This window comes from Pseudodesulfovibrio piezophilus C1TLV30 (assembly GCF_000341895.1).
In the GTDB taxonomy this organism is placed as follows: Bacteria; Desulfobacterota; Desulfovibrionia; order Desulfovibrionales; family Desulfovibrionaceae; genus Pseudodesulfovibrio; species Pseudodesulfovibrio piezophilus.
On sequence record NC_020409.1, the window covers coordinates 252,580 to 277,908 of the forward strand.

Sequence of the window (25,329 nt, forward strand, 5' to 3'; positions counted from 1 at the left end):
TTGACGACGCAGTAAAAAGGAGTCGCAATGTCTGACACAAGTATCAATATTGTTATTGGTGGCGAAGCCGGTCAAGGTCTCGCCACAATCGGCCAACTCATGTCTAAAGCTGTAACTCGTGCAGGGTATCATCTGCTGGTCAATCAAGTTTACATGTCGCGTATCCGGGGAGGCCATAACACCTTTGCCATCCGCGTTGGGTCAACAGCTGTGGAGTCACTGACGGAAGAAATCGATATCCTGGTGGCATTAACCCCTGAAACTGTTGACTTGCACGCAGACAAATTGTCTTCAAATGCAGTTATCATAGCTGGGGATGATATTGATACGGGAGAGTATCGCTCTTTATCCGTCCCCTTCAAAGCATTAGCAGCGAAGCCGTTATTTTATAATACAGTCGCTTTAGGTGTGCTTGCTGCGGCAGTCTGCATGGATATTTCTATTGTTGAAGGACTGTTGACACAATCTTTCAAGAAGAAAGGTGATGATGTTGTCCAGGCCAATGTCACAGTGCTGGAAGCCGCTTATTCCTGGGTGGAAGAGCAGACCTTTTCTTGTGTGAAGATTGATTCCCCCTCTGATGTGGGGACAGATAGAATTATGTTGAATGGGAACGAGGCCATTGCCATGGGAGCATTAGCGGCCGGATGTAATTTCCTTTCATTTTATCCAATGACTCCAGCAACCACCGTGGCAACTAATTTGATATTGAAGGGAAGAGCGCTGGGGTTGAAATATGAGCAGGTTGAAGATGAAATAGCCGCAATTAATATGGCTATCGGCGCTTCATATGCCGGAGCCAAAGCTATTGTCTCAACATCCGGTGGCGGTTTTGCTCTCATGGTTGAGGCCATAAGTCTGGCCGGAGTTTCGGAAACTCCCCTGGTCTCAGTGGTTGTTCAACGGCCTGGGCCTGCGACTGGTATGGCGACACGAACCGAACAGGCAGACCTGAATCTTGTTCTCTACGCCGGACACGGGGAATTTCCCCGGGCTATTTTCGCTCCAGGAACCATAGAAGAATGCTTTTACCTGACACACCGTGCATTTGATTTGGCAGAGCAATACCAGACACCCATATTCGTATTGTCTGATCAATATCTTGCTGATTCATATCGAGCCGTTGAGATGTTTGATATTGATTCTTTGCCGGAGATAACAGAGCCGTTGCTTGAGCCGGGTGAAGAACCATATCTCCGGTATAAGTTGACTGAAGATGGCGTTTCTCCTCGCTTAATTCCTGGGTTTAGTGAAGCCGTAGTGAGAGCTGATTCTCACGAGCATAGCGAGGATTGTATCATAACAGAGGATGCGCAAAATCGAGTTCAGCAAAATTCAAAAAGGCTTTCCAAGGCGGCAGGGTTACATGAGGATGTCATTGGCCCTGATTATTATGGAGAAGAAGGGGCAGATATTTTGCTGATGTGCTGGGGATCTTCCTTGGGAGCCTGCCTGGAGGCCTCGGAGTTGGTTGAAAATAAAACTGTCGCTGTTCTTCATTTTAAACAGGTTTATCCACTCCGAGAAGAACAGTTTATGGATTACCTTGAAAAGGCCGGTGAAGTTGTCTCGGTAGAGGGGAACGCAACAGGGCAGTTCGCTCGTCTCGTAACACAGGAAACCGGTTTTACTGTCGGGAGTTCCATTCTTCGGTTTGATGGGCGGACATTGACTCCGCAATATATCATACAAGGTCTCAACAGCATCATTTAAAGCGAGGAGAGTAAAAGATGGTCTCCATAGAGCAATATGGTGAATTCGAAACTTCGTGGTGTCCTGGATGCGGAAATTTTTCCATTCTGAAGAGTTTGAAAAACGCGCTCGTGCAAATGGACCTTGCTCCACATGATGTCATGGTTTCCTCGGGAATCGGACAGGCTGCAAAGGCACCTCACTACATGAATTGTAATATGTTCAATGGTCTCCATGGGCGTTCTCTGCCAGTTGCCCAAGGGATGAAAATGGCAAATCCGGAGATGCCTGTCATTTGTGAATCGGGGGATGGATGTTCCTATGGAGAGGGTGGGAATCACTTCCTTGCCGCAATTCGAAGGAATCTTGATATTACCTTGTTGGTTCATAATAATCAGATTTATGGGCTTACCAAGGGGCAGGCTAGCCCAACGACCACCAAGGGACAGGTGACAAAAACCCAGCCGGATGGTGCCGCATCAGAAGCCTTTAACCCCGTCGCGGTTGCCATTGCCATGAAGGCCGGTTTTGTCGCGCGGGCTTTTAGCGGTGAGCCAGATCATTTAGTTGATATGATTAAGGCAGCTATCCAGCATAAAGGCTTTTCCTTGGTCGATATTTTTCAGCCGTGCGTTTCGTTTAACAAAGTTAACACGTTCACATGGTACAAAGAGCGCAGCTATATTTTGGAAGATCATGATCCGGAAGATTGGCATGCGGCATTGAAGAAAGCTGATGAATTTCCTGATAAAATTCCTCTTGGTGTTCTTTTTAAAAAAGATAAAGCGGAATTTGAAAATGTCGGTAAGCTGGCAACACTTCAGTACGAAAAAGACGACTTGAAGAAGATACTTCAAACTTTCGCATAATAAAGAAGGAAGGGGCTGAATGGCCCCTTTCTTCTTTACAAATCAAGGCAACTTTGCGAAGCATCTCGCAAAAGATAAATCGTATTTAACGAGGTATGAATGAGCAACGAAGCTGAAAAAATTATCTATTCCATGAATCGGGTTACCAAGCGGCATGGGCAACGCGAAGTCTTGAAAAGCATTTCACTTTCCTATTTTTATGGGGCTAAAATCGGCGTTCTTGGGTTAAATGGTTCTGGTAAGAGTTCGCTGCTCAAGATCCTTGCAGGAGTGGATATTGAGTTTGATGGTGATATCCATGTCAAAGATGGGTATAGTATTGGGTATCTGGAGCAGGAACCTTTGGTGGATGATACCAGAACAGTCCGTGAGGTCGTTGAAGAAGGCGTCGGGGAAGTCATGGAGATCATTCGTGAATACAATGAGATAAATGACAAATTTGCAGAGCCCATGGAAGCGGAAGAAATGGATGCTCTGATTGAACGTCAGGGACAGGTACAGGAACTCATGGATGCCAAGGGGGCTTGGGATATTGATTCCAAGCTAGATATGGCTATGGATTCGTTGCGGTGTCCTCCTGGAGAAACATCCGTTTCGGTGATCTCGGGTGGTGAAAGGCGTCGAGTTGCACTTTGTCGCCTTCTGCTACAATCCCCCGATATCCTCTTGCTCGACGAACCGACAAATCATCTTGATGCAGACTCCGTTGCATGGTTGGAACGATTCCTTTCAACTTTCCCAGGGACTGTCATCGCAGTCACCCATGATAGATATTTCCTTGATAATGTTGCTGGTTGGATTTTGGAACTCGATCGAGGACGTGGTATCCCTTGGAAAGGAAACTATTCGTCCTGGCTTGATCAGAAACAAAATCGGCTGGCTCAGGAAGGAAAGCAGGAAGCTGAGCGGCAGAAGACTCTTGAGCGTGAACTCGAGTGGATCAAGCTTTCCCCTAAAGGACGCCGTGCTAAGGGAAAGGCGCGTATCAATGCGTATGAGGCCATGGTGAGTCATGAAAGCCAGCGTTTAGCTGATGATCTTCAGATTTATATTCCACCGGGAGCGCATCTTGGCAAGCAGGTCATTAGCGCAGAACATGTTGCCAAAACAATGGGTGACAAGGTTTTGGTCGAAGATTTGAATTTTATTATTCCTCCCAATGCTATTGTTGGGATTGTCGGTCCCAATGGGGCTGGTAAATCGACTTTATTCAAAATGATTAATGGAGAGGAAAAACCGGATTCAGGTGAAGTGATTGTCGGGCAGACAGTCGAACTTGCCTATGCTGATCAGAATAGGGGGTCTCTGATACCTGGGAAGTCTGTTTATGAAATTATCAGTGAAGGTGCAGAGTTTATCAAGCTTGGAGATCGGGACATCAATGCACGGGCTTATTGTTCTCGTTTCAATTTTGCGGGATCAGACCAGCAAAAGCCTGTCGATGTTCTCTCTGGAGGAGAGCGTAACAGAGTCCATATGGCTCAGATGCTCAAATCCGGTGCAAATGTTTTGCTTTTGGATGAGCCGACCAATGACCTCGATGTCAACACCATGCGAGCTTTGGAAGATGGGTTGGAGAATTTTGCGGGTTGTGTTCTCGTTATCAGTCATGATCGGTGGTTCTTGGATCGAATCGCTACTCACATTCTTGCCTTTGAAGGTGATTCAAAGGTTGAGTTTGTCGAGGGTAACTACAGCGATTATGTAGAAGATCGTAAAAAACGTCTTGGGGTGGACGCAGAACAACCCCACCGCATTAAATTCAGAAAGTTAACTCGTTAAGTCGATATGAGTGTACAAAGGCTCTCTTCTGCAAAGGGGAGAGTCTTTTCACTTCTCTGTTCCCAATGGAGGACGCCTGTCCACAGCGACTGAATTTCCGGGTTTTGATTTAGCAAATTTCTTGATATGTGCGGCTCGTTCTCCAATTTCCATCAAGGAACACTGCCCGCAGATTTCAATAACACCGAGAGAGATTGAAACAAGAGGATAATTCCGTTCCATTCCATCTCTTCCTCTGGCTTTGATCCAACCTCTTTTTTTATCTTCAGCACAATAGCAGTTCCTGACAAGTCTTCCAAAACAGCGTGTTACCGATGTGCAGAACTTCTCCACTGCTTCAGGAGAACTTATCAAGACAAAGTCATCGCCGCCAATATGGCAGAGACGAGCTTCTTGCCCTGCGTGTTTCTTTGTGGCCCAGCTCATAATATCGGCAGCCAGCCGTATGATTTGGTCGCCATTTTTGAATCCATATGTGTCATTATAAACCTTGAAGTGATCCAGATCTGCGTAAATAATACTGAAACGCCTTTTCTGTTGGATGCGACTTTCAACTTCTTGTTCTATGGAAACATTTCCGGGAAGGCCTGTGAGTGGATTTGTTCCTTTAGCCATTTCAACTTGGATTTTTGCCATTGCGTTGAGGAGATCCTGAACTGAAACGACACCGTATAAAAAACCTTTTCTGGTAATGATGATATCATCATATGTTTTGAGAGGTTCTCGTTTCATCGCCTTCCGAGCCGCTTGTTCAACGGGCATATCGATATCTACCATGAGTGGTGTAGGGTCCATGACTGTTTCAATCGCCCGTTTATAATAAAGAGCTATGCCGTATTGCGACGAAAGCTGTCTGTTGAGATGATATTCCATGACAAGTCCTTTGGGGATATTGTCTTCTGCAACAATGATGCTTGAGAATCGGCTGTTCTTTTTAAAAAAACTTTGTGCAGTTGAAACGAGATGAGTTGGTGTGATGGCATGTGGCGGTTTTGCCAAGTCTCCAATTGGTAATGAGCATGTGATGCTTTTGTTAGCTATATCGCCGACGGATTGGAGTTCTTGACAGGATGTTGTCAATTCCGGTTTTGGAAATGCAGGGCGAGCCATGAAAAAGCCCTGTCCACAGTGTACCCCTATATCTTTCAGGCAAACAGCTTGTTCCATTGACTCGACACCTTCACCAATTATCTGAGATCCAATTTTATCCGCAAAAGTCACCGTTGTTTCAACTAAGGCTCGTTTGACCGGGTCCTTGTGGATATCGTCAATAAGCGATTTGTCCAATTTTATATATTCGGGTTGTAGTTCTGCGATCGTTGTTAACCCAGCATACCCGGCACCTGCATCATCAACTGCCACTTTGAACCCCTGGCTTCGGTAATGATCAAGAGTGCGGTAGAAAAGATCGAATTCTTGAACACTGTGTCTTTCCGTAATCTCAAAAACAACATTGTCTGCATTGAGTCCGGCTTTATCCATGAGTTCAAGAGTCTTTCCTGGTGTAAATTCAGGATCTGCCATTGTTTTGGGATGAATATTTAAAAAAAGTTTTTGTCCAGCTTGCAGTTCTCCGGCATGTGCAATTGCTGATTCTCGACACAGTTTTTCCAAGGCAAAAAGGCGGCCTAATTGTTCTGCTGTTTCAAAGAGAATGACAGGCGATCTGAAAGAAGACCCTTGCGGCCCTCGTGTCAAAGCTTCCCATCCCAGTATAGATCCAGTTTTGAAATTGAGAATTGGTTGGTATTTTGTTGAAACCAAGCCTTGCGAAAGAATCGTATTAAATCTGCTGGCAATAGAAAGACCTTTCATGTTCAGGGGAATACGGATCATCCGCCTTGCTTCTTCTAAGGCTACGGGGAAGCTTTCTTCCGCAGCATTCTTTTCACCGATCTCTATCGTTGCGTAGCCCATCCCAAGGTCGATTCCGAGACCCGTTTGGCGAAACATGGTTTTTTTAAGACCGTTTTGGGCTTGGGTCTTGAATTCATAAGCGACGTCAGCGGGGGCATTTTTCTGAGGAGAAAGGAAGGCGACCTCTCCAGGACCGACTGAGGTTATATCGATTTCATTGGAGTTATTTGTCTCATCTTTGAGAATTTGTTTCAGTTCGAATTCTAGCTGTTCGATGAAACTGGTTCCATACATCTCTTTGAGAATATAATAATCTTTTATTGCTATGAGAATAAGCGTGAAGACAGTATTTTGAGCGAAGCGTTTCTTTTGCAACACTTCGTCTGGTAGCTCCATATGCATCGTATCCCCTTGGTCTGTAAATCTCCAATTCTGCATGAATCTTGCGAGCAAGGACTTATTCATCTTTCCCTTCCGTAAACCAACTCTTTTTTTGAGTGTTTCTGGTTAACCGAAATTCAAGTTCCTTATTCCTACATCTCTCCAAGACTCTATTGTTACTGCTCAGTGACAATTGACGAGTGATTTTGTGACATATAAAAAGGCGTAAAATAAGAATGGGATACATAAAGGGAAAAAATAATAAAATTGGGAGGATTAGGTCTCTATAATTCTTCTGTGCTCTCTGGAAAAAACTTTGTTTGGAGTCATTCAATTAAAAATCCCCCAGCCATGGCTGGGGGATTTTTAATTGAATGACTCATTCTTTTTCCGAAAATTATTTCCCAACCATTTTTCCGCGATATTTCGAACCACTGGAGTAAAATGTATTATATACAAGCGTGAGTACACAGGCGAAGCTTGCCGATCCTATGCCAATGAGGACATTGTAAAATGGTGGAGCAGTTAAGGCTAGACGAATCAGTAATGTTGCGAGGGCAAAGCCTGAGTTGCGAAAAATAGCATGGAATTCAGGCAGGAACCGTTGCGCTATAAGGACAAGCATGATGTCACTGAATATCAGGACTGTGTAGAAACTTTGGAAAAAATGAAAGGGTTGTTCTCCGTGCAGGAAGAGCAGTCCGTTTTTTATTGCCATCCCGATGAATATGGTAAGCATTGAGAGAGCAACAATCTTTTTTGCTGCGACAAATTTAAAAAGGATTTGTCCTTTAGTAACAGTATCTTCAAGGTGTTGGCGAAGTAGTGTATAGACTCCGAGCAAACCGAATATCGCAATAGCTCCCCCCCCGTCAGAGAGGATGATCCATAGCTCCTGTTCATGGCCTGTAATAGTGATGGGTTCTGGGAACCCTGCGAGAGTCTTGAAAGAGCTTCGCAAAAGGATAAGGGCCAATATCTCAAATTGTTTGCCTACGGCTTTGGAGATGGAACACGGTAAGGTGAATATCAGACTGATTACTTCGAGGATCAGGACAAGGGTAAAAGCCAGGTTGATAGCCATGTAATGGCTTGTAGGAATCATGTCGGCAACAGGGCCGGTGATCCACCCCTGGCGCTTCATTTCAATGGTTCCTAAAGCCAGGAAAAAGACGATGACAAGAATGCCTGCTACTGAACGCTGAGTTTCGTCGCGCTCCCAGAAATAGTGAAGCGGGTCGAAAATGTGTGTGGCAGTATCATATATGAACGTTAAAGGCTGCATGATTCACCCTATAGTAAAATCCTCAGAACTAATTGTTACACCTCAATGAAAAAGGCGTAAAAACTTGTCGAAACAAGGTAAACAGGAACAATTTCTATCAGGTGGATGCTTCTGTAACTATATTTCAAATAGCATTTCCAGGTCATCACGCGTCAGGCTTTTCAGAGCGGATTGTCCTGGAATAATTGCTTCGGCAACACCTTTTTTCTGTTCTTGCAGTTTCAATATACGTTCTTCGACCGTGTGCTGGCAGATCATTTTATATGCGAACACTTGTCTTTTCTGTCCTATGCGGTGAGTACGATCTGTTGCCTGGTTTTCCACAGCTGGGTTCCACCAAGGATCATAATGGATGACATAATCCGCACTCGTCAAGTTAAGACCTGTGCCACCAGCTTTGAGAGAGATCAGAAAGATCGGAATATCCGGGCTGTCGTTGAAACGGTCAACCTGCTCGAAACGATCTTTGGATGATCCATCAAGATATGTGAAAGGAATTTCTCTAATTTGCAGCCAGTTGCGAATAACATGTAGCATTCGGACAAATTGAGAGAACACAAGCACCTTGTGACCGCCTTCAATAATGTCTACGACAAGATCTTTGAAGGCATCGAACTTGCCAGAAGGTAGATTGGTAGAAACGCCAGGCATATCCAGTTTGAGGAGTCGAGGATGACAGCAAATCTGACGCAATTTCAGGAGTGCATCAAGAATAGACATCTGACTCTTGGCCATGCCTTTTTCTTCGACATCTCTCAAAACTTGATCCTTCAGTTTCATGGCCAGTGCATTGTAGAGTTCTCGTTGTTCCTCAACAAGCTCACAATAATGTGTGGTTTCAATCTTGGGAGGCAGGTCCTTGGCAACTTCGGATTTGGTGCGTCTCAAGATAAAGGGTTTTACTCTGGTGCGCAGGTAATCAAGAGTTTCTTCATCTCCATCTTTGATGGGTTTGACGATACCACGTTGAAACGAGTGCTGAGATCCCAAGAAACCCGGCATGAGGAACTCGAAGAGTGACCATAATTCGAAAAGATTATTCTCAATAGGCGTACCTGACAGGCAAACCCGTAAACCCGCTTCCAGTTTTCGGACTGATCTGGCCGTAATCGTGTTGGGGTTCTTGATATTCTGAGCCTCATCAAGAATGACACTGGCATAGTCATATTTAAGGAGTTCTTCCAAGTCCCGCCGAAGGAGGGCGTATGTGGTAATAACGAGATGAGATTCCTTAATATATTGAAAAAGGTCATCGCGTTTGGCTCCATATATGGTGAGCCGCTTAAGATTTGGGACGAATTTTTGTGCTTCACGTTCCCAGTTTGGCAAAACAGAGGTCGGAACAATAATCAAATTCGGCCCGGTGATTCCTTTGTCCACCAATGACTGAATATAGGACAATGTCTGGATAGTTTTTCCAAGCCCCATTTCATCGGCCAAAATACCACCGAAGCCATATTCGCGTAAAAAGTTCAGATAGCTTAATCCCTGAACCTGGTAAGGTCTGAGTGTGGCTTGAAGTTCCTTGGGTTGGGAAACTATTTTTATCTCTTCAAAATTGTTTATCTTTTCTTTCAACTTAACAAAGAATTCATCAGTCTGGGCTTGTGGCAGATCTTCAAGTATCTTTTCAAGAATCGGAGCTTCATACTGGTTAAACTGGGACTTAGGAGCTTTTTCTGGGTCAAATCCGAGGGTTTTGAGCTTGTGCCCCAGTTTATTCAGCCATGATTCAGGCAGGCTTGTGTATGAGCCGTCTTTGAGTTGAACATATCGTTTCCCCTTGGTCCATGCTTCCCATATGACCTCTATGGGGACACGCTGGTCATCATATTCGACCGAAAGCTCCAGATTGAACCATTTCTCTTCTTCATCGGTTTCGACTTCGGCCACGACTTGCGGCTGTGTCGTCCGCACCTTGTATCGAGTCAGATTTTGTTCACCGTAAACTCGGTAGGCTTCAACGAGTTGCGGATAGAAGTCGAGCAGGAAATTAATTGCCTCTTCCTGTTCCATGAACCAAATGTGGTTATTTCTTGGCTGGAAATTCATTTCCTGCAACTCTGTCATGAGTTGTGCTTCTTCGTCCTGAGCACGTCTTATGAGGTAGGATTTTCCTCCATCGTGGTAGCTTCCGGTTTGTAAATCCGGGTTCGGCCCAGGCATGATGAATTCACCGTGCTCATTGTCGTAGATATTTTGAATCTTCAGTACCAGCAGGGAACCTTCTTCATCCAAATACAATTTGGGATTATAATCCGCTTTTTGGAAAATGGGTCCCACACGTTCAAGAAAATCCTCCTGACCGTACAGGTCAGATACTGGTATCTGTGTCCACACTCTGTCGAGAAATTCTGAGACGTCTGCGTGGGGAACTATGGGTTTTTGCTCAACCATTCCCTGGACCAGTTTTGGGTCAAGCCCAGTCTGAACAGGATAGAAGGAATTTTTATAATAAACCCAGAGGGGGAGGCGCCCATAGAAATAAATCTCTTCTTCATTGGTAATGGAGAAGGGCATTTTGTCTTCGCGTGAAAGCAATATGTCAAAATTTAGACCATCTTCGTTCAAGGCAGGTGATAGTTTCAACTGCATGGTTTTGGATTCGATGGTGATCGGTTTGTCCGATTCCCTGAGGTAAAGGTAGTATTCGCCTTTGACAGCTCGGAAAAACCATGAGTGAAGTCCAGCAGGAATTTCAACCTTGTGTCCCCAATAATCAAGATAGTGGCCGATTTGCTCAGCTACACCGGGCAGGGCCGGACACGTGTCACACCAATCAGGATTCTCGACAATCTGGGCCAAAGTTACTTCATTTTGTACCTGAGAAATTCCGGATTTATTTTGTCGGGCTCTGAAGAAGGCGACTTGAAGACGGCCTAATTCCGGATATATTCGGTATATGACATAGTGCCTTCCAGCTTCCGGCTCCAATTCCGTGGCAAAGAATGGGCGGAAAGTTTGTTTCCAGTCCGTCCTTGGGATAGGGACCTGTTCGCCCGGCTCCGAACTAAGAGATTTGAGAAGTTTGACGGCTGTTGCCGCAACATGGCGACACACACCGGAGAAGGAATCCGGGCAGTTACAATAATAATTGATGGTCTGCTCGTTGAGATTCAGGCCGACTTCAGACGTGTAGTTCTGAAAATCATCACCCTGAACCTGGCCATCGATGTCCCAGTATTGATCTCGTTTTTTGAGATCAAGCTTGGAAACGCCGTTTGTGGCCACAATGGCATTGGCACCCTCCAGAATATATTCTGGAACGCTATCGCCAATGAATTCCTGCAAAATGGACTTGACTATTTGTTCTTCACCGCTACTCATCAATCAACTCTTCCTATCGCTTTCCCGTATTGGACAGGAATATGTACCCTGATCCACCCCATTCGGCAAGATGGAGAAAATATGTTTCTTGAACTCGGCTACTTGGCTTTTCATACCCATTGGTTCATAGTAACCGAACTGGCCGATGCACTCACAATTATATGATTCAACCCCCGCAATTTTGCAAGGAAAAATGAGTCTGCGTTTTACTGTTATCATATTTTTCTCTTTTCTGCTCCTCGCTGCCTGCGGTGAGAGTGGCCCGGCTACGCCTGTAAAACCGGTAATGCTGGCAGAGATTTCTGCTTCTCCTGAGTCTGGAGGCAAATTCATTGAGGCATCCATTGGTGAGCCAAGTAATCTGATTCCCATACTTGCATCAGATAGCGCCTCTCATGACATCGCTTCTCAAATTTATGTCGGTCTATTGAAATACGACAAGAATATCAACCTTGTTCCCTATGCTGCCGAGTCTTTTTCTGTGGAGAAAGGAGGAAAACTCATAAAATTCAAACTGCGTAAAGACATCTTTTGGACCGATGGAGTTCAGTTAACAGCTGAAGATGTTGAATTTACCTATCGACTCACCATTGATCCAAAGACACCTACGCCGTATGCGACAAATTTTAAGGCAGTGAAAACTTTTCGCTTAACAGGTCGCTTCTCGTTTGAAGTTGAATATGAAGAGCCATATGCTAAAGCTTTGGTTTCATGGGCAACGGATATATTACCCAAACATGTTCTTGAAGGGGAAGACCTTCTGAACACCAAGTATAGTCGTGAGCCTGTTGGTGCTGGCCCCTACCTACTCAAAAAATGGGAACCTGGAACACAAGTTATTTTAGAAGCAAACCCTCATTTTTTCGAAGGCCAGCCATATATTGAAACCGTTGTCTATCGTATAATTCCTGATCTCTCCACACAATTTCTTGAACTGAAAGCAGGCAATATTGATACGATGGGGCTGACGCCACTCCAGTATCTCTATCAGACATCCGGGCCTGGATGGGACAGAAGTTTCAATAAATTTGAATTCCTTTCTTCCGGGTATACTTTTCTTGGCTTCAACATGAAACATCCTTTCTTTAAGGACGTACGGGTTCGGCAGGCAATCGACTATGCCATCGACCGCAGGGAGATAGTGAAAGGGGTTCTTTACGGACTTGGAGAAGTTGCAAATGGCCCTTATAAACCAGGGACATGGCAATATGATAAAGATGTCAAGCCGAGACCTTATGATCCAGAAAAAGCTCGAAAACTTCTTGCTGATGCCGGATGGATTGATTCTGACGGAGACGGGATTCTGGACAAGGACGGCACGCCTTTTGCCTTTTCCATCATGACGAATCAAGGGAATACACAGCGTATCAAGACTGGTGTTATTTTACAGCAACGTCTTGGGGAAATCGGTATACTTGTTCATCTTCGAACCATTGAATGGGCTGCCTTCACAAAGGAATTTGTGAATAAGGGGCGCTTTGACGCGATTATTCTGGGATGGAACATCTTGCAGGATCCAGATATTTTCAGTGTCTGGCATTCCTCCATGGCGGTTGATGGGGGCTTGAATTTTACGCGTTATACCAACGCCAGACTTGATGACCTCCTTGTGCGAGGCCGAAAAATGGTCGGGCAGGAGCAAAGAAAGCCAATATATGATGAAGTGCAGCAAATTCTGCATGATGATGTTCCATATTGTTTTTTGTATGTGGCGAAAGCCTTGCCAATCGTGCAAGCTCGTGTGCAGAATATAAAAGCGGCTCCGGCCGGCATTGCATATAATTTCACCAAGTGGTGGATTCCCACATCGTACCAGCTATTACAGTAACCCAAGTTAGGCCTCATGATTCGCATTAATCAGATCACCGATAAGGTGTCTTCCTACATAGATCATCCCGATTTGGATCTCATCCAACGGGCGTATGTTTTTTCAGCTCAGGCCCACGATGGTGTCGTACGCCGTTCCGGTGAGCCATATATTTCACATCCCATGAACGTTGCCAATTTACTGGCTGACATGCAGCTTGATGAGGCAACTGTTGCAGCAGGTCTTCTTCACGACACGGTGGAGGATACGGATACCACTGTCGATGAGATAGAAGAACTTTTTGGTTCGGATGTCGCTGATATTGTTGACGGCGTGACCAAAATCTCCAAGATGGATTTTGAATCCAAGGCTGTTCAGCAGGCAGAAAATATTCGTAAGCTTATTCTGGCTATGGCCGAGGATATCCGAGTACTCATGGTGAAGCTTGCGGACAGACTGCACAACATGCGAACTCTGCAATACATGAAACCAGTCAAGCAGAGACTTATCGCCCAGGAGACACAGGATATTTATGCCCCCCTGGCAAATCGTCTGGGTTTGCACCGGGTTAAAACGGAATTGGAGGATTTGTGCCTCCGATATCTCAAACCTGATGTCTTCGAGCAGTTGACCGATGCCGTTTCAGAGCATCGAGCAGCCGGTGAGCCTTATATCGATAAAGTCATTGATCTGATTCAGAACATGCTCAATAAAAATAAAATCAAAGGGCGTGTTTATGGGCGGACGAAGCATTTTCATTCAATCCATGTCAAAATGGAGCAACAGGGACTGACCTTTGATGAAATCTATGATTTGATTGCTTTTCGTATCATCGTTGATTCTCTCAAGGATTGCTACTCTGTTCTCGGCTTGATCCATGCTGCGTGGCGTCCTGTCCCCGGTCGTTTCAAGGACTATATATCCATTCCGAAAGCTAATATGTATCAAAGTCTGCATTCAACTGTGATTGGTCCGGACGGAGAACGCATAGAGGTTCAAATTCGTACGGATGAGATGAACCAGATTGCAGAATATGGTGTGGCGGCTCATTGGCAATATAAAGAGGTTGGCAAGGGGATCAAAAAAGGGAAAACCGCTGGCACTCGGGACGCCGAACGGTATACTTGGCTGAAGCAGATCATGGATTGGCAGCGGGAATTGTCAGACCCGCGAGAATTCATGTCCTCTTTGCGGCTGGAAATGTTTCAGGATGAAGTTTATGTTTTTACTCCGAATGGTGATATCAAGGAGTTGCCGGATGGTGCCACGCCTGTTGATTTTGCCTATGCTATCCATTCGGAGGTCGGTGATATTTGTGCAGGTGCTAAAGTGAACGGAAGGATTGTTCCACTGCACAGTACATTGCAAAATGGCGATTCCGTAGAGATTATCACAGATAAGAACAGGGTTCCGAGCAGGGATTGGCTTAAATTCGTCAAAACGGCAAAAGCTCGGACGCGCATCAAGCATTACATCAGAACCGTTGAGAAAGAACGGGCTATAGCCTTGGCCAAAGAGCTTCTGGAAAAAGAAGGTCGTCGTCTGGGGATTAATGTTCAAAAAGCCATCAAAGATGGGGATTTTCTCCATCTTTTGGATGAATTTAATAGCGGGAGTGTGGATGAGTTGCTCACGCAGGTTGGCTTTTCCCGATATACACCTCGCAAAGTTCTTAAACGTCTCTATGCTATTATGCACGGAGAAGCCCTGGATTTACGGAAGCCAAAGATCAAGGAGCATGCCCCTCAATCGGAAACGCAAAAGAAGCCTAAAGGGGATGGCCTTCAGATCTCGGGTATCGATAATATTTTAGTTCGCTTTGCCAGTTGCTGCAATCCTCTTCCAGGTGAACCTATCATCGGCTATATTACTCGCGGCAGGGGCGTCACTATTCATCGGATTGATTGTCATAATGTCAAACATTTTGAAGATGAACGGCTGACTCAGGTCAGTTGGGAAGGGGTCGAGGAAAAACCATACCCAACAAAAATCAAGGTCAAATGTCTTAACAAGCCGGGGATGCTTGGTAAGATCTGTTCTATGCTGGCAGAGTCTGATGTAAATATTGATTCAGGGAGATTTGAATCAATGGTTGATGGGACTTCAGAATTGGAGTTCACCGTTGAAGTCCGAGATTTGAATCAGCTGTATTCTGCATTGACCAAGGTCAAGGCACTGAAAGCCGTTCGTGAAGCACTTCGTGTTTCCTGATTCGTTTTTTATTCGTTAGCTAAGAAAAGAGCTTTGACTGTCTCTATTGAAAGTGTGTCTTGACCGAAGGTTTTAAACCATTTTCAGGTAGACTGAGTTGTGGGAGCATGGCGCGTATGTTGTTGGTTATAGGGATTGTCCAATTATGTCCTGCGATGATAGCGTGATCATCAAGACGGGTTATTTTTGCATTGACGTATATATAACTGTCTCCCAGGACATAATACCCAGTAAGCTTTCCTGAACGAGGTGGAAGAGTTGCGACTGTACCTTTGATCGGGTCCGTGTACATTTCTTTTGTTGTACCGTGTGGGAGAAAGTATTCGTGGGCTTCCGGAGTGCCAGCGGAGATGACGATACCACGCTGAACGAGGCGGTCAGCTACTTGTTCGGTGACAATACCGCCAAAGATTGAGGTGTCGGCGGGGTTGTTACGATTTGTAAAAGTTTCTACATAGACAGGCGAATGAGCGGCCAGTTCCCTATGGTTGGTATTCGAATACAGAACATCTGCGGCTGCATAGTTTATCTCAATAATCGGAATTTCTTCTTGATGATGAAACGATCGAGCCGTGGGAGTCGAATCAAAGACATAATCATAGGTGTTGCCGACTGTGTCCTTGGTGTCTTCCCAAAAGCGATTGCCACAGCCGGACGTCATGATAATTATGGCAAAAAGTATACTTAAGAGTGCCGCTCTGTTCATCCGGTCCCGTCCTATTTCTCGGTTTCGAAGGTTACAATCTCAATAAAATTGTCAGTGTTACTGTTTATTCGGTAATTTCATGTATTTCCTTTAGGATCGCGCAGATAAGTTTTGTCATTGCTCCTGAAGATTGTTCGGCTTGGCTTATAACCTGTTCCAAAGGAGCTGCCTTCATGCAGTCCGGCAAATTTTTATTTGTCAGGCAGGAGATAGCTAGTACTCGAATGCCCATATGATGCGCAGCGATGGCTTCCATGCATGTTGACATGCCTATGGCATCGGCTCCGAGGTTTCGGTACATTCTTGTTTCTGCCGGAGTCTCCATATTAGGTCCCATAATCTGCATGAATACACCATGTTCTATGTGAATACCAAGTTCAAGGGCCTTGTCTTTCGCTATTTTTCGAAATTGCTTGTCATAAACTAAACACATGTCGGGGAACCTTTTCCCCCAGTTGTCCTCATTTTTTCCGCGCAATGGAGTTGTGCCCGTCAGGTTGATATGGTCTTCGACCAGCATGGGAGAGCCTGTAAGAAAGGAAGGATTGAGAGCCCCGGCTGCATTTGTCAATATAAGCTTTTTGATACCAAGTTCTCCGAGGGTTCGGATCCCGTGAACGACTTGTCGAGCATCAAGGCCTTCGTAAAGGTGGAATCGTCCATGTAAGGCCAGAATGGGAATAGAGCTGATGGTTCCCTGTATCAGTTGACCTGCATGGCTTTTCACTGTGGAAACCGGAAATTCTGGAATGACATCATAGGAGAGACTTGTGGGGTTTTCGATTGCATCCGTCAATTTCCCTAACCCGGTTCCTGTCATGAGCGCGACAGTTCCGTCTTGAATTTTGCCTAGATTTTCTTGTATATATGCGGCAGAGTGTTGTATCTTCTTGATGTATTTCACGTGGACTCCTGAGATTGAAGCATCTGTTTGAGTGCTTTATGAACGTTTTCCTGGAATAGTCCTGATAGAACCAAGGATAGGCTCTTTTTATGGATATTGTAACGCTTCTCGGTCTTGCTGTTGGATTATCTCTTATTGTAGGTGCGATCATCATTGGTGGCGCTGTCGATGTTTTTGTTAATATTCCCGGTATGATGATAGTTGTAGGTGGAACAATTGCCTCCATCATGGTCGCTTTTCCGTTTGAAGAGGTCATACAAGCCTTTACTGCTGCATTCAAGATGTTCGTTCAGCGGAAAACAAAGGTTCGTGATGTGGTCAATATCATGGTTAAAGTTGCTGAAATCAGCCGCCGGGAAGGGCTTGTCGCTTTGGAAAATGTACAGACCGAAAATATGGTTCTCAAAAAATCATGCCAGCTTATCGCTGATAATGCTGACCCCGAAATAATACGGACGACGCTTGCAATTGAGATCAATTCCATGCGGCGGCGTCATCAAGTGGGGCAGGATGTTTTCAAACGATTGGCGGCTCTCTCTCCTGCATTCGGAATGATGGGAACATTGATCGGACTTGTTCAAATGCTATCACAATTGAACGATCCAAAGACCATTGGACCAGCAATGGCTGTGGCTTTGCTCACGACTTTTTATGGGAGCGCTATGTCGACATTGTTTTTCATCCCCATCGCCGCAAAGCTCAAGGCAAGAACGCTTCAGGAACAATTGCATCTTGAGGTTATTTTTGAGGGAGCGAAATCAATTCTTGAAAACAATAATCCCCGTCTGGTATATGAAAAACTGTCATCCTTTTTGGCGCCGAATGAACGAGAGGCCAGATAAATGAGTGATCGGTACGATGATGCTTTTGATCCTCCAGTAGAGGAAGAGGAAGAAAGTTCTGAATGGCTCACGACTTTTGCGGATCTTTCAATGCTGCTTCTTGTCTTTTTTGTCCTTCTTTATTCCATGTCCACGTTGGATACTGAAAAATTTTCTCGAACGTTTTCTTCTGTGACACAAGCTCTTCAGGGCAAGCTGGATAAGATTTCCACCAGCAAAATATCTCAGGAAGAAGCCGGGGTACTGATTGACCAAGCCCTCATGCGGCGGCAAATAATTGAATCACAGCGTAAAGTTTTTGCCGAGGTAAAAACGCTTCAGACAAAAAAAGGTGTTGAAGGCGTTGTTTCTGCCAATTTTGAGGATGGTGTAATCACGCTACGAGTTCCGGGGGATATTATGTTTCGTTCGGGACAGATTGATCTCTCGCCAAAGGGGGCATTGGTGGTGAGAGAACTCAAAAATTTCTTCATTCAACACAAGGATCAGACCATCAAAATTATCGGGTATACCGACAACAGTCGTCCATCATCAAGGTCTCGTTTCAAAGATAATTGGGAAATCTCAGCGCTGAGAGCTGTCAGTGTTTTGCGCGAATTACTCAAAATGGGCATCGAATCTACCCGGTTGACTGCCACAGGACTGGCCTATCTCAATCCTATCTATCCGAATACGACAGACGATTATCGAGCAAAAAACAGACGAGTTGAGTTCGTGCTTGAAAAACGTGTCATGGGCCAGTAAGGTTCCTATGCGGGTGTAAGATTATTATCATTATTGAGGGTAGTTATGGGATTCGATATCGAAATGTCCACAGGTGGTGACGACCATCTTAGAAAAGCTTTCAGAACACGGGTTCCTGGGCTGAGCGTACAATTCCCCGCCTTGGACAAAAGTTTTGAGGTCAAAGACCTGAGCGCGACAGGTTTTGCCGTGCTGGATTTGGATAAGGGATTCAAAGAAGGACAATTTACGGATTGTGAGTTGTTGATCAATGACAAGTTGTTTCTTAAGAGACTCAATGCTGAAGTGATGCGTGTCCTTGACAACGGGATTGTTGGGATCAATTTTGTTGATTTGAGCCGGCAGCAACAGTCAAGGCTCGACAAGCTTGTTTTGGAAGTCCAAAAGAGGCTTATAGAGTTGCGTAAAAAGCAACGCGAACAAGAATAGCCAGGACATCCAATGACAATTGACCAACATAAGGTCCTTATAGCCAACAGGGGTGAGATTGCCATGCGCGTTATGCGTGCATGTACACAGCTCAACCTGGATTTTGTTTGTGTATATACGCAGGAAGACCGGGATTCCGCACATGTCCATTTGGCACGGGAACTGGCTGGAGAGGGGGGCGTCTACAAAATAATTTCCTATCTGGATGCCAATGAACTCTTTGCTGTGGCAGATGATGCCGGGGCTACAGCTCTGCATCCCGGCTATGGTTTTTTTGCTGAAGATTTTCGTTTTGCTCGGCGAGTTGTGCGGCGAGACAGGCCGATGGAATTTATTGGTCCTTCCTGGTGGGTTATTCGAGATTTGGGTGACAAGATCAACACCAAACGCATCGCCAGAAGTCTTGATGTCCCAACGGTACCAGGTTCTGACAGGCCCGTTTATAGTGAGGTTGAAGCTGAGGAAATAGCGGCCAGCCTTTTTGAGTTTCAGGCCACACAGGGAGTTATTGATGGCGTCATCATGGTCAAGGCGTCGGCTGGTGGCGGGGGAATGGGGATTGAAGAGGTCGGGAGCTTTGAAGAGTTCCGCTCTGTTTTTCGCCGTATACGTAATTATGCCAAGCGAAATTTTGGTGATGAAGGCGTCCTGATTGAGCAGCGAATTTTTGACTTCAATCATCTTGAAGTCCAGATTGTTTGTGAGCGAGGTACCGGCCGGCAGATTCATTTTGGTACACGCAACTGTTCGATTCAGAGTAGTGGAAAGCAGAAAAGACTGGAAGTAGCTCCGGGGTTTGCACCAGGCGTGATACCATATACGTTTGATGCGGCCGCAGTCCTTGCTGATATCACGAAGTATTCTTTATCCATGGCCCATGAAGCCGGGTATGATAACGTCGGAACATGGGAGTGGATTGTTACCCCTAAAGGGGAGCCATTCCTCATGGAGGTTAATACTCGTATTCAAGTTGAGAATGGGGTTTCATCGATCATATCACGGGTGCAAGGAAAGACTGTTAATATTATAACTGAACAATTGCGTCTGGCTCTTGGAGAGCCTCTCCGATATACGCAGGATGATATTACTTTCGAAGGCATTGGAATTGAATATCGCATAGTGTCCGAAAATACGGAGCATAGATTCACGCCGTGTGCCGGAAGAATTACCCGACTTGGTTGGCAGGACCATGATTGGTTAGAGGTTCACACTCATGTTCCTAAGGGGGAAGAGTACGAAATTCCAATGGAGTACGATCCGAATCTCGCCCTGGCAATTGTTTGGGGTAAAGATTTGGATGACGCCAAGGCGCGTGGCCTTCAGTTTCTTGAAGAACTTGTGCTGGAAGGGACCGCTGGCGGCAGAGAAGAAAATTTCCACACCAACATAGCCTTTCTTAAAAAAAAGACGAACAGGATTCTGGAGTTCTAAATGGATATTGATAGAAGAATCCAGGGGCTGAAAGATCGGCTGGCGTATATACGTGATATTTTTGGTTCAAAGGAAGACGACAATATCCGGTTGCTCTCTGCCAAATTGAATGATCTCCTCGATCGAGAACTAGGTCTTCCTGGGAGTGTGCTTGCAGAGGAAATGACTCGGCTTGAGGACCTATTTGATTTTTGTGAGCGCAAACTTGATACCCAACTAACTCCCATGGATCGGGTTCGTATTGTTCGTCATCCACAACGGATCTGCCTGAAAGATATTCTTGAGAATGTCTACGATAACTATACCGAAATAGGTGGTCGTGGTGAGTTTAATATCGATCCTTCAATGCTGATAGCTCGTGCTCTTTTTGTGAGGCGAGTTGGTGACAAGGCTATCAAGCAGATGGTCATGGTTATCGGCCAGGAAAAAGGCCACGGAGAATCCTTTCGCAATGGTGGTTCGGTCAAGCCTTCGGGAAATGCAAAAGCCCTCCATTATATGAAGGTTGCTGAGACCGAAAATATCCCAGTCCATTCATTTGTTTTTACTCCTGGTGCTTATCCGGTGGAAGATTGGCCTGGTGCAGCCCAGCAGATTGCACGAAATCTCTATGAGATGGCAGGGTTGAGAGCCCCGGTGATTTCCGTTTTTTCTGAAGGAGGGTCCGGGGGGGCTGAGGCTATCGGTCTGGGAGATAGACGAATCATGTTGTCGCATGGATATTATTCAGTGATCTCCCCCGAGGGGGCAGCAGCGATTGAAGGCGGTCTACGTAGAGGAAAACGGGCTACTCCCGAGTTGATTGCAAAGTGCGCCAGACAGCTTTGTATTACGGCCGAAGATAATCTCCACAACGGGTATATTGATCGAATCCTGCAAGAGCCTCCTCTGGGAGCGCGTCCGAATCACTATGAATTTTTTAGAGAATTAAGACGGGAGTTGATACAAGCCACCAATGAGGCCGTGAGTGAAGTCAAATCCATGAAACTCTATCGAGCTATGGCGGTTCGCGCCAGCAAGACAGATGACGCGGAATCCATTTACATGCGCTGGAATCTTTCGAAATCGGCCTTGACTCGGTTGGTTGAGTTGCGACAATGCAAGTATCGAGCCATGAGTCGACACGCGAGACTCGATGGCACCGGACTTTTGAAAAGGGCTGTTACAGCAACAAGAGGAACAGTCGAGGCTGCTCACTCATTTGTTCGACATGATTTACTTGGCAAGCAAAAAAAAAGATTGGATGCGATGGTGGAGGATTTGGGGGCAGAAGCCCATCTTGTTCGTCATAACTTGCTCATTCCATTGAAGAAGACGCTCGATAAGGTTCTTCCAGGCAATCATGAACAGGAAGGACGAAAAGGGGACGAAGTCAGAGATATGCTGACAAGACTTTCCTGTCCTGAAGATGGAGCCTGTTTGGTGGGCAGTTCGTGGGCATGGACAAGTCCAAGAAGTCAGGAAGACAGGACTCTTTCCTGCCCGAATTTTAGGACACATCATTGCCCCGATCTGTGGGGGCCTGATCTCTATGGAGATTTTGCTGGCGTTTGTCCCAGTTGTGGACATCATTTTCCTATGGAATACCGTTGGTATCTCAAAAATGTGTTCGAGTATACTCATGGGAAGGAGTTCAATCGGGAACTTGAATCAGTGAATCCTTTGGGCTATGAGCAATTTGACTCAAAGCTGGATAAGGCCAAGGCAAAGACAGGACTCAAATCAGCGTGTATTACGTTTGAAACGACCATAGAAGACGTACAAACTGTTGTGGCTGTCTTATGTGCTCCATTTCGTGGTGGGAGCGTTGGTGCGGCGGAAGGTGAAAAATTTATTCGGGCGGCGGAACGTGCTGGTCGAAAACGGCAACCCTTCATTGCCTATGTTCATGGAACAGCTGGGATTCGCATTCAGGAAGGCGTTAATGGCGTTATCCAGATGCCTCGTTGCACTATTGCAGTTCGTCGCTATATTGATGCCGGAGGTCTTTATCTCGTCCTCTATGATACCAATTCCTATGCCGGACCGGTCGCAAGTTTTCTCGGCTGTTCTCCATATCAATTTGCAGTACAGTCCTCGAACATAGGCTTTGCTGGTCCTGGTGTGATAGCTGAGACGACAGGGATGGTTGTTCCGCCTGATTATCACCGTGCATATCATGCGTTGTCACGCGGGCATATTCATGGGATATGGGATCGTCGGGAAGTCAGGAAGAACCTCCACCAGTCGCTCTTGACCATGGGGGGACGCAACTTATATTATCGGTAGCTTGCCTCGGCGGCTTTACAATTATTCTATGCAAGGAAATAAGAGTGCTTAATATTAAAGAATTACTTGATAAAGTTAAAGCTTCTCCATATCGGGAGATAGTCATTCCAGCTCCACATACCGGTGTTGTCGAATTCGCTGATTTAAAGAAAGGAGACACGGTTCGTGGGAGAAGTGGTGATTTCAATGAGAAACCCGGAACGCTCTTGGCTCATCTGACACGGGAAAAGAATAAAAAGATAATCCAGGCACCTGAAAAGGGCGAAATAGAATCAGTCAGAACCGAACTTGAGGGGCAGTTCGTAGAAGCAGGTGAACCGCTTGTTACTCTTAAACATTATCTTACTCGCAAAGAAGTTATTGAACTGATCTTGCAGGAAGCTCTCTATCTTTTCCGTGCACCGGAGCGTGCAAAGTATTACTTTGTTCCTGAGGTTGACCAGAAGCTCAAAGTCTCTGGAAAACGTTCGGTAAAGGTTGTTGAAGGTATGGAACTGATGATTGTTTCCCGGATGAAAAGAGAAACTCCATTGGTGTATTCTGGTCCGGAGGGGATTATTTATTCAGTCTATTTTGGGCGTGGTGACAATGTTGATGAGGGGGAGCCTCTTATTGGCATCTGTCCGGAAGATCAGTTGACGGTTATTCAGGATGTTGTTGCTCGTATTCAGAGCGAATGGGAAGAAATGGCTTAGGAGGCGAAGATGGGCAAGTTGCTTCAGGTTCGGGTTTCTGCATGGACATTCAGTGAAGATGAAGTGCGCAATACATGGCCAGCCTTGTGGAAACTTGTGTGGGAAGAGGGTGGTGATGCCGTCCCCAAGAAGGGAGTTCTTGACTTGGCACAAGCTCTCTATGATGCTGTGCGGGCCGGGCTTCTTCCATCTGAGCAAGCAACCTCATTACGCGATAAAGCAGATGAAGCTGAAGATATACGCCTCAAAATAGAAAAGGCCTTAGCTGCGAGAGACCCCAAGCTAGCAGATGGATTGACATATGATCTGGAAGATTGTTTGGGTGAGTTGGATTATATCGCGGCAAAATTTTGATAATGATTTTAGCGGAAAGAATGAAAGCAACGTAAGGAGTTGATATGGCTGGTAGCATGAATAAAGTGATCCTCATTGGCAGACTTGGGCGTGACCCTGAACTGTCCTACACCCCGAATGGACAGGCTCGGGCCAAATTCTCAGTCGCTACCGATGAAGGATACCGCGACAGGCAGACCGGTCAGAAAGTTGAACGTACCGAATGGCACAACGTCGTTGCCTGGCGTCAAACCGCAGAATTTTGTGGTAATTATTTGACTAAAGGGCGTTTGATCATGGTTGAAGGCAAGTTGCAAACCCGTAAATGGCAAGATCAAAATACAGGTCAGGATCGGTATATGACAGAGATTGTTGCCGATAACGTTCAGGGGCTTGATCGTGCTCCTGATGGGCAACAGGCTGCTCAGGGTGGGCATCAAGGTGGTTACCAACAACAGAATAATTATCAGCAGCAAGGCCAGCAGGCTCCCCAAGCCCAACAACAAAGCTACCAGCAGCAGAATACCCAGTATCAGCAGCAGAATCCAAATCAGGGGCAGCCTCAGCAGGCTGAAGAAGATCTTGGTCCGGCCTTTCCGTCAGAAGCAAGTGGTATGGATGATGTCCCGTTCTAGAAGAGAAGATTTTCATGATATTGCATGATTGAACTCGAGTGATAAAGAGATCTACACAAAAAGAAGAGAGTGGCACGCCACTCTCTTCTTTTTGTGTAAAGTTAGATTTTTGATTCCAAATACGCTCTCAGTGCCGGAATAGCTAGACTGCCGTCTGAGGTAGTGACTCCAGTAAGCCATTTTTCATACGTGGCGGGGTGTTCTTTAAGCCATTTGAGTCCGGCTTGATGAAGACCAAGACCTTTTGAAACATGAACGGAAGTCATTATTTGGTTCATCATGGTGACAGGGAAGAGCATATTCTTGAAAAGACGTGCAACATTTGGATTCTCTTCCTTAAATCCCTTCCGAAGATTTGTCCAAACCGTTGCAGTGCCGTCGTTTTCGCCAAATGTTTGCGCTGTACTTCCTGTAAGATAAGTCATGTCGATGCGCTCGTTCATGCTATGAGGAGCCCAACCGAGAAAGACGATTGCCTTATGATTTTGAGCGTATGCTTGAACTTGGGCGAGCATAGCAACTTCACTGGATGCGACTAACTCAAACTTACCAAGGCCAAACATATTGTTATCAATCATCTTCTGGATGATCATGTTTCCATCATTGCCTGGTTCGATTCCATATATCTTCCAGTCCAGTTGGTCTCCAAATTTGACGATATCCGTAAAATCCTTGAGGCCTTCTTCAGCGCAGAAGGTTGGGGTTGCTAAGGTATATTTTGCATTGGGCATATTGGCGACGTATTTGATGACCTTGCCGCCAGCGAAGAACTTATTAGCTATGTTGGCCATTGAGGGCATCCAGTTGCCGAAGAAGACGTCTGCATCGCCTGTAGAAAGAGCCGAGTAAGCTATGGGAACTGAAAAGACTTTATTTTCAGCTTTATACCCCAGTCCTTCAAGAACTGAAACAGCCAACTCGGATTTGATAGTGACACCTGTCCATGAGACACTGGCAATTGTGATTTTGTCAGCAGCAAATGCGGTAAAAGAAGAGCACAAAAGGGTCAGTAATATGAAAAAGACGAGTATGTATCGCCTCAGGCCAGAAGACATCAAACCTCCTCAGTTAAGATTATAGGTTGGAGGAAGCGGATATTCCTCCAGCCTCACGCACGGGAGGTGCGTTGTG

19 protein-coding genes are annotated in these 25,329 nt (G+C 45.6%); 13 read left to right on the forward strand and 6 right to left on the reverse strand.

The genetic code is table 11. The features are described 5' to 3' along the window. Positions 1-27: 27 nt before the first annotated feature. From BN4_RS01305 to ettA, 3 genes are all read left to right on the forward strand, one after another. Positions 28-1,713, forward strand: a complete 1,686-nt coding sequence (locus tag BN4_RS01305; protein ID WP_015413546.1) for a 2-oxoacid:acceptor oxidoreductase subunit alpha — start codon at positions 28-30, stop codon at positions 1,711-1,713. Positions 1,714-1,730: 17 nt separating this feature from the next. Further along, complete coding sequence (locus BN4_RS01310) at positions 1,731-2,561, forward strand: thiamine pyrophosphate-dependent enzyme (RefSeq protein ID WP_015413547.1); 831 nt, start codon at positions 1,731-1,733, stop codon at positions 2,559-2,561. A gap of 99 nt (positions 2,562-2,660) precedes the next feature. Continuing rightward, entirely contained in the window at positions 2,661-4,343 is a 1,683-nt protein-coding gene (ettA, locus tag BN4_RS01315; protein ID WP_015413548.1) for an energy-dependent translational throttle protein EttA, read from the forward strand. 48 nt (positions 4,344-4,391) lie between these two features. On the opposite strand, the gene BN4_RS01320 is transcribed toward ettA, so the two are convergent. The 3 genes from BN4_RS01320 to BN4_RS01330 form a co-directional block, all read right to left on the reverse strand. Continuing rightward, positions 4,392-6,665, reverse strand: a complete 2,274-nt coding sequence (locus BN4_RS01320) for a GGDEF domain-containing protein (RefSeq protein WP_157871235.1) — start codon at positions 6,663-6,665, stop codon at positions 4,392-4,394. A 313-nt stretch (positions 6,666-6,978) separates the two neighbouring features. Then, positions 6,979-7,866, reverse strand: a complete 888-nt coding sequence (locus BN4_RS01325) for a hypothetical protein (protein WP_015413550.1) — start codon at positions 7,864-7,866, stop codon at positions 6,979-6,981. A 117-nt stretch (positions 7,867-7,983) separates the two neighbouring features. Further along, on the reverse strand, positions 7,984-11,193 hold the full coding sequence (locus BN4_RS01330) for a DEAD/DEAH box helicase (protein WP_015413551.1): 3,210 nt from the start codon (positions 11,191-11,193) through the stop codon (positions 7,984-7,986). A 193-nt stretch (positions 11,194-11,386) separates the two neighbouring features. On the opposite strand from BN4_RS01330, the gene BN4_RS01335 reads away from it, so the two are divergent. Together BN4_RS01335 and BN4_RS01340 are read left to right on the forward strand one after the other, a co-directional pair. After that, on the forward strand, positions 11,387-13,021 hold the full coding sequence (locus BN4_RS01335; protein ID WP_015413552.1) for a peptide-binding protein: 1,635 nt from the start codon (positions 11,387-11,389) through the stop codon (positions 13,019-13,021). Between the two features lie 15 nt (positions 13,022-13,036). After that, positions 13,037-15,211: a RelA/SpoT family protein gene (locus tag BN4_RS01340; RefSeq protein WP_015413553.1), complete on the forward strand. Its 2,175-nt coding sequence runs from the start codon at positions 13,037-13,039 to the stop codon at positions 15,209-15,211. 43 nt (positions 15,212-15,254) lie between these two features. On the opposite strand, the gene BN4_RS01345 is transcribed toward BN4_RS01340, so the two are convergent. Both BN4_RS01345 and BN4_RS01350 read right to left on the reverse strand, forming a co-directional pair. Then, positions 15,255-15,917 (reverse strand): FlgO family outer membrane protein, encoded by a 663-nt coding sequence (locus tag BN4_RS01345; protein WP_015413554.1) that lies wholly within the window; start codon positions 15,915-15,917, stop codon positions 15,255-15,257. Between the two features lie 64 nt (positions 15,918-15,981). Then, positions 15,982-16,821 (reverse strand): purine-nucleoside phosphorylase, encoded by an 840-nt coding sequence (locus BN4_RS01350; RefSeq protein ID WP_015413555.1) that lies wholly within the window; start codon positions 16,819-16,821, stop codon positions 15,982-15,984. Positions 16,822-16,910: 89 nt separating this feature from the next. Here BN4_RS01350 and BN4_RS01355 point away from each other — a divergent pair, with 89 nt between their 5' ends. Genes BN4_RS01355 through BN4_RS01390 form a run of 8 tightly spaced genes read left to right on the forward strand, consistent with a single transcriptional unit; the run spans position 16,911 to position 24,198 of the window. Next, a complete protein-coding gene (locus BN4_RS01355) occupies positions 16,911-17,663 on the forward strand; it encodes a motility protein A (RefSeq protein WP_015413556.1) in 753 nt (250 codons plus the stop codon). Further along, positions 17,664-18,407 (forward strand): OmpA/MotB family protein, encoded by a 744-nt coding sequence (locus BN4_RS01360; RefSeq protein ID WP_015413557.1) that lies wholly within the window; start codon positions 17,664-17,666, stop codon positions 18,405-18,407. Between the two features lie 45 nt (positions 18,408-18,452). Further along, positions 18,453-18,836, forward strand: a complete 384-nt coding sequence (locus tag BN4_RS01365; RefSeq protein ID WP_015413558.1) for a PilZ domain-containing protein — start codon at positions 18,453-18,455, stop codon at positions 18,834-18,836. Between the two features lie 12 nt (positions 18,837-18,848). After that, positions 18,849-20,267 carry a biotin carboxylase N-terminal domain-containing protein gene (locus BN4_RS01370; RefSeq protein ID WP_015413559.1) on the forward strand — a complete coding sequence of 473 codons (1,419 nt, stop codon included), beginning with the start codon at positions 18,849-18,851 and terminating at the stop codon, positions 20,265-20,267. Then, positions 20,268-22,535, forward strand: a complete 2,268-nt coding sequence (locus tag BN4_RS01375) for an acetyl-CoA carboxylase carboxyl transferase subunit alpha/beta (protein ID WP_015413560.1) — start codon at positions 20,268-20,270, stop codon at positions 22,533-22,535. It begins immediately after the preceding gene. 44 nt (positions 22,536-22,579) lie between these two features. After that, positions 22,580-23,230 carry a hypothetical protein gene (locus BN4_RS01380; protein ID WP_015413561.1) on the forward strand — a complete coding sequence of 217 codons (651 nt, stop codon included), beginning with the start codon at positions 22,580-22,582 and terminating at the stop codon, positions 23,228-23,230. A gap of 9 nt (positions 23,231-23,239) precedes the next feature. After that, the gene (locus tag BN4_RS01385) at positions 23,240-23,584 is read left to right on the forward strand and encodes a hypothetical protein (protein ID WP_015413562.1); all 345 of its coding nucleotides are present in this window, start codon (positions 23,240-23,242) and stop codon (positions 23,582-23,584) included. A 44-nt stretch (positions 23,585-23,628) separates the two neighbouring features. After that, the gene (locus tag BN4_RS01390; protein WP_015413563.1) at positions 23,629-24,198 is read left to right on the forward strand and encodes a single-stranded DNA-binding protein; all 570 of its coding nucleotides are present in this window, start codon (positions 23,629-23,631) and stop codon (positions 24,196-24,198) included. Between the two features lie 101 nt (positions 24,199-24,299). Here the strand turns inward: BN4_RS01390 and BN4_RS01395 are convergent, their stop codons facing one another. Then, a complete protein-coding gene (locus BN4_RS01395; RefSeq protein WP_015413564.1) occupies positions 24,300-25,253 on the reverse strand; it encodes an ABC transporter substrate-binding protein in 954 nt (317 codons plus the stop codon). Positions 25,254-25,329 lie beyond the last annotated feature (76 nt).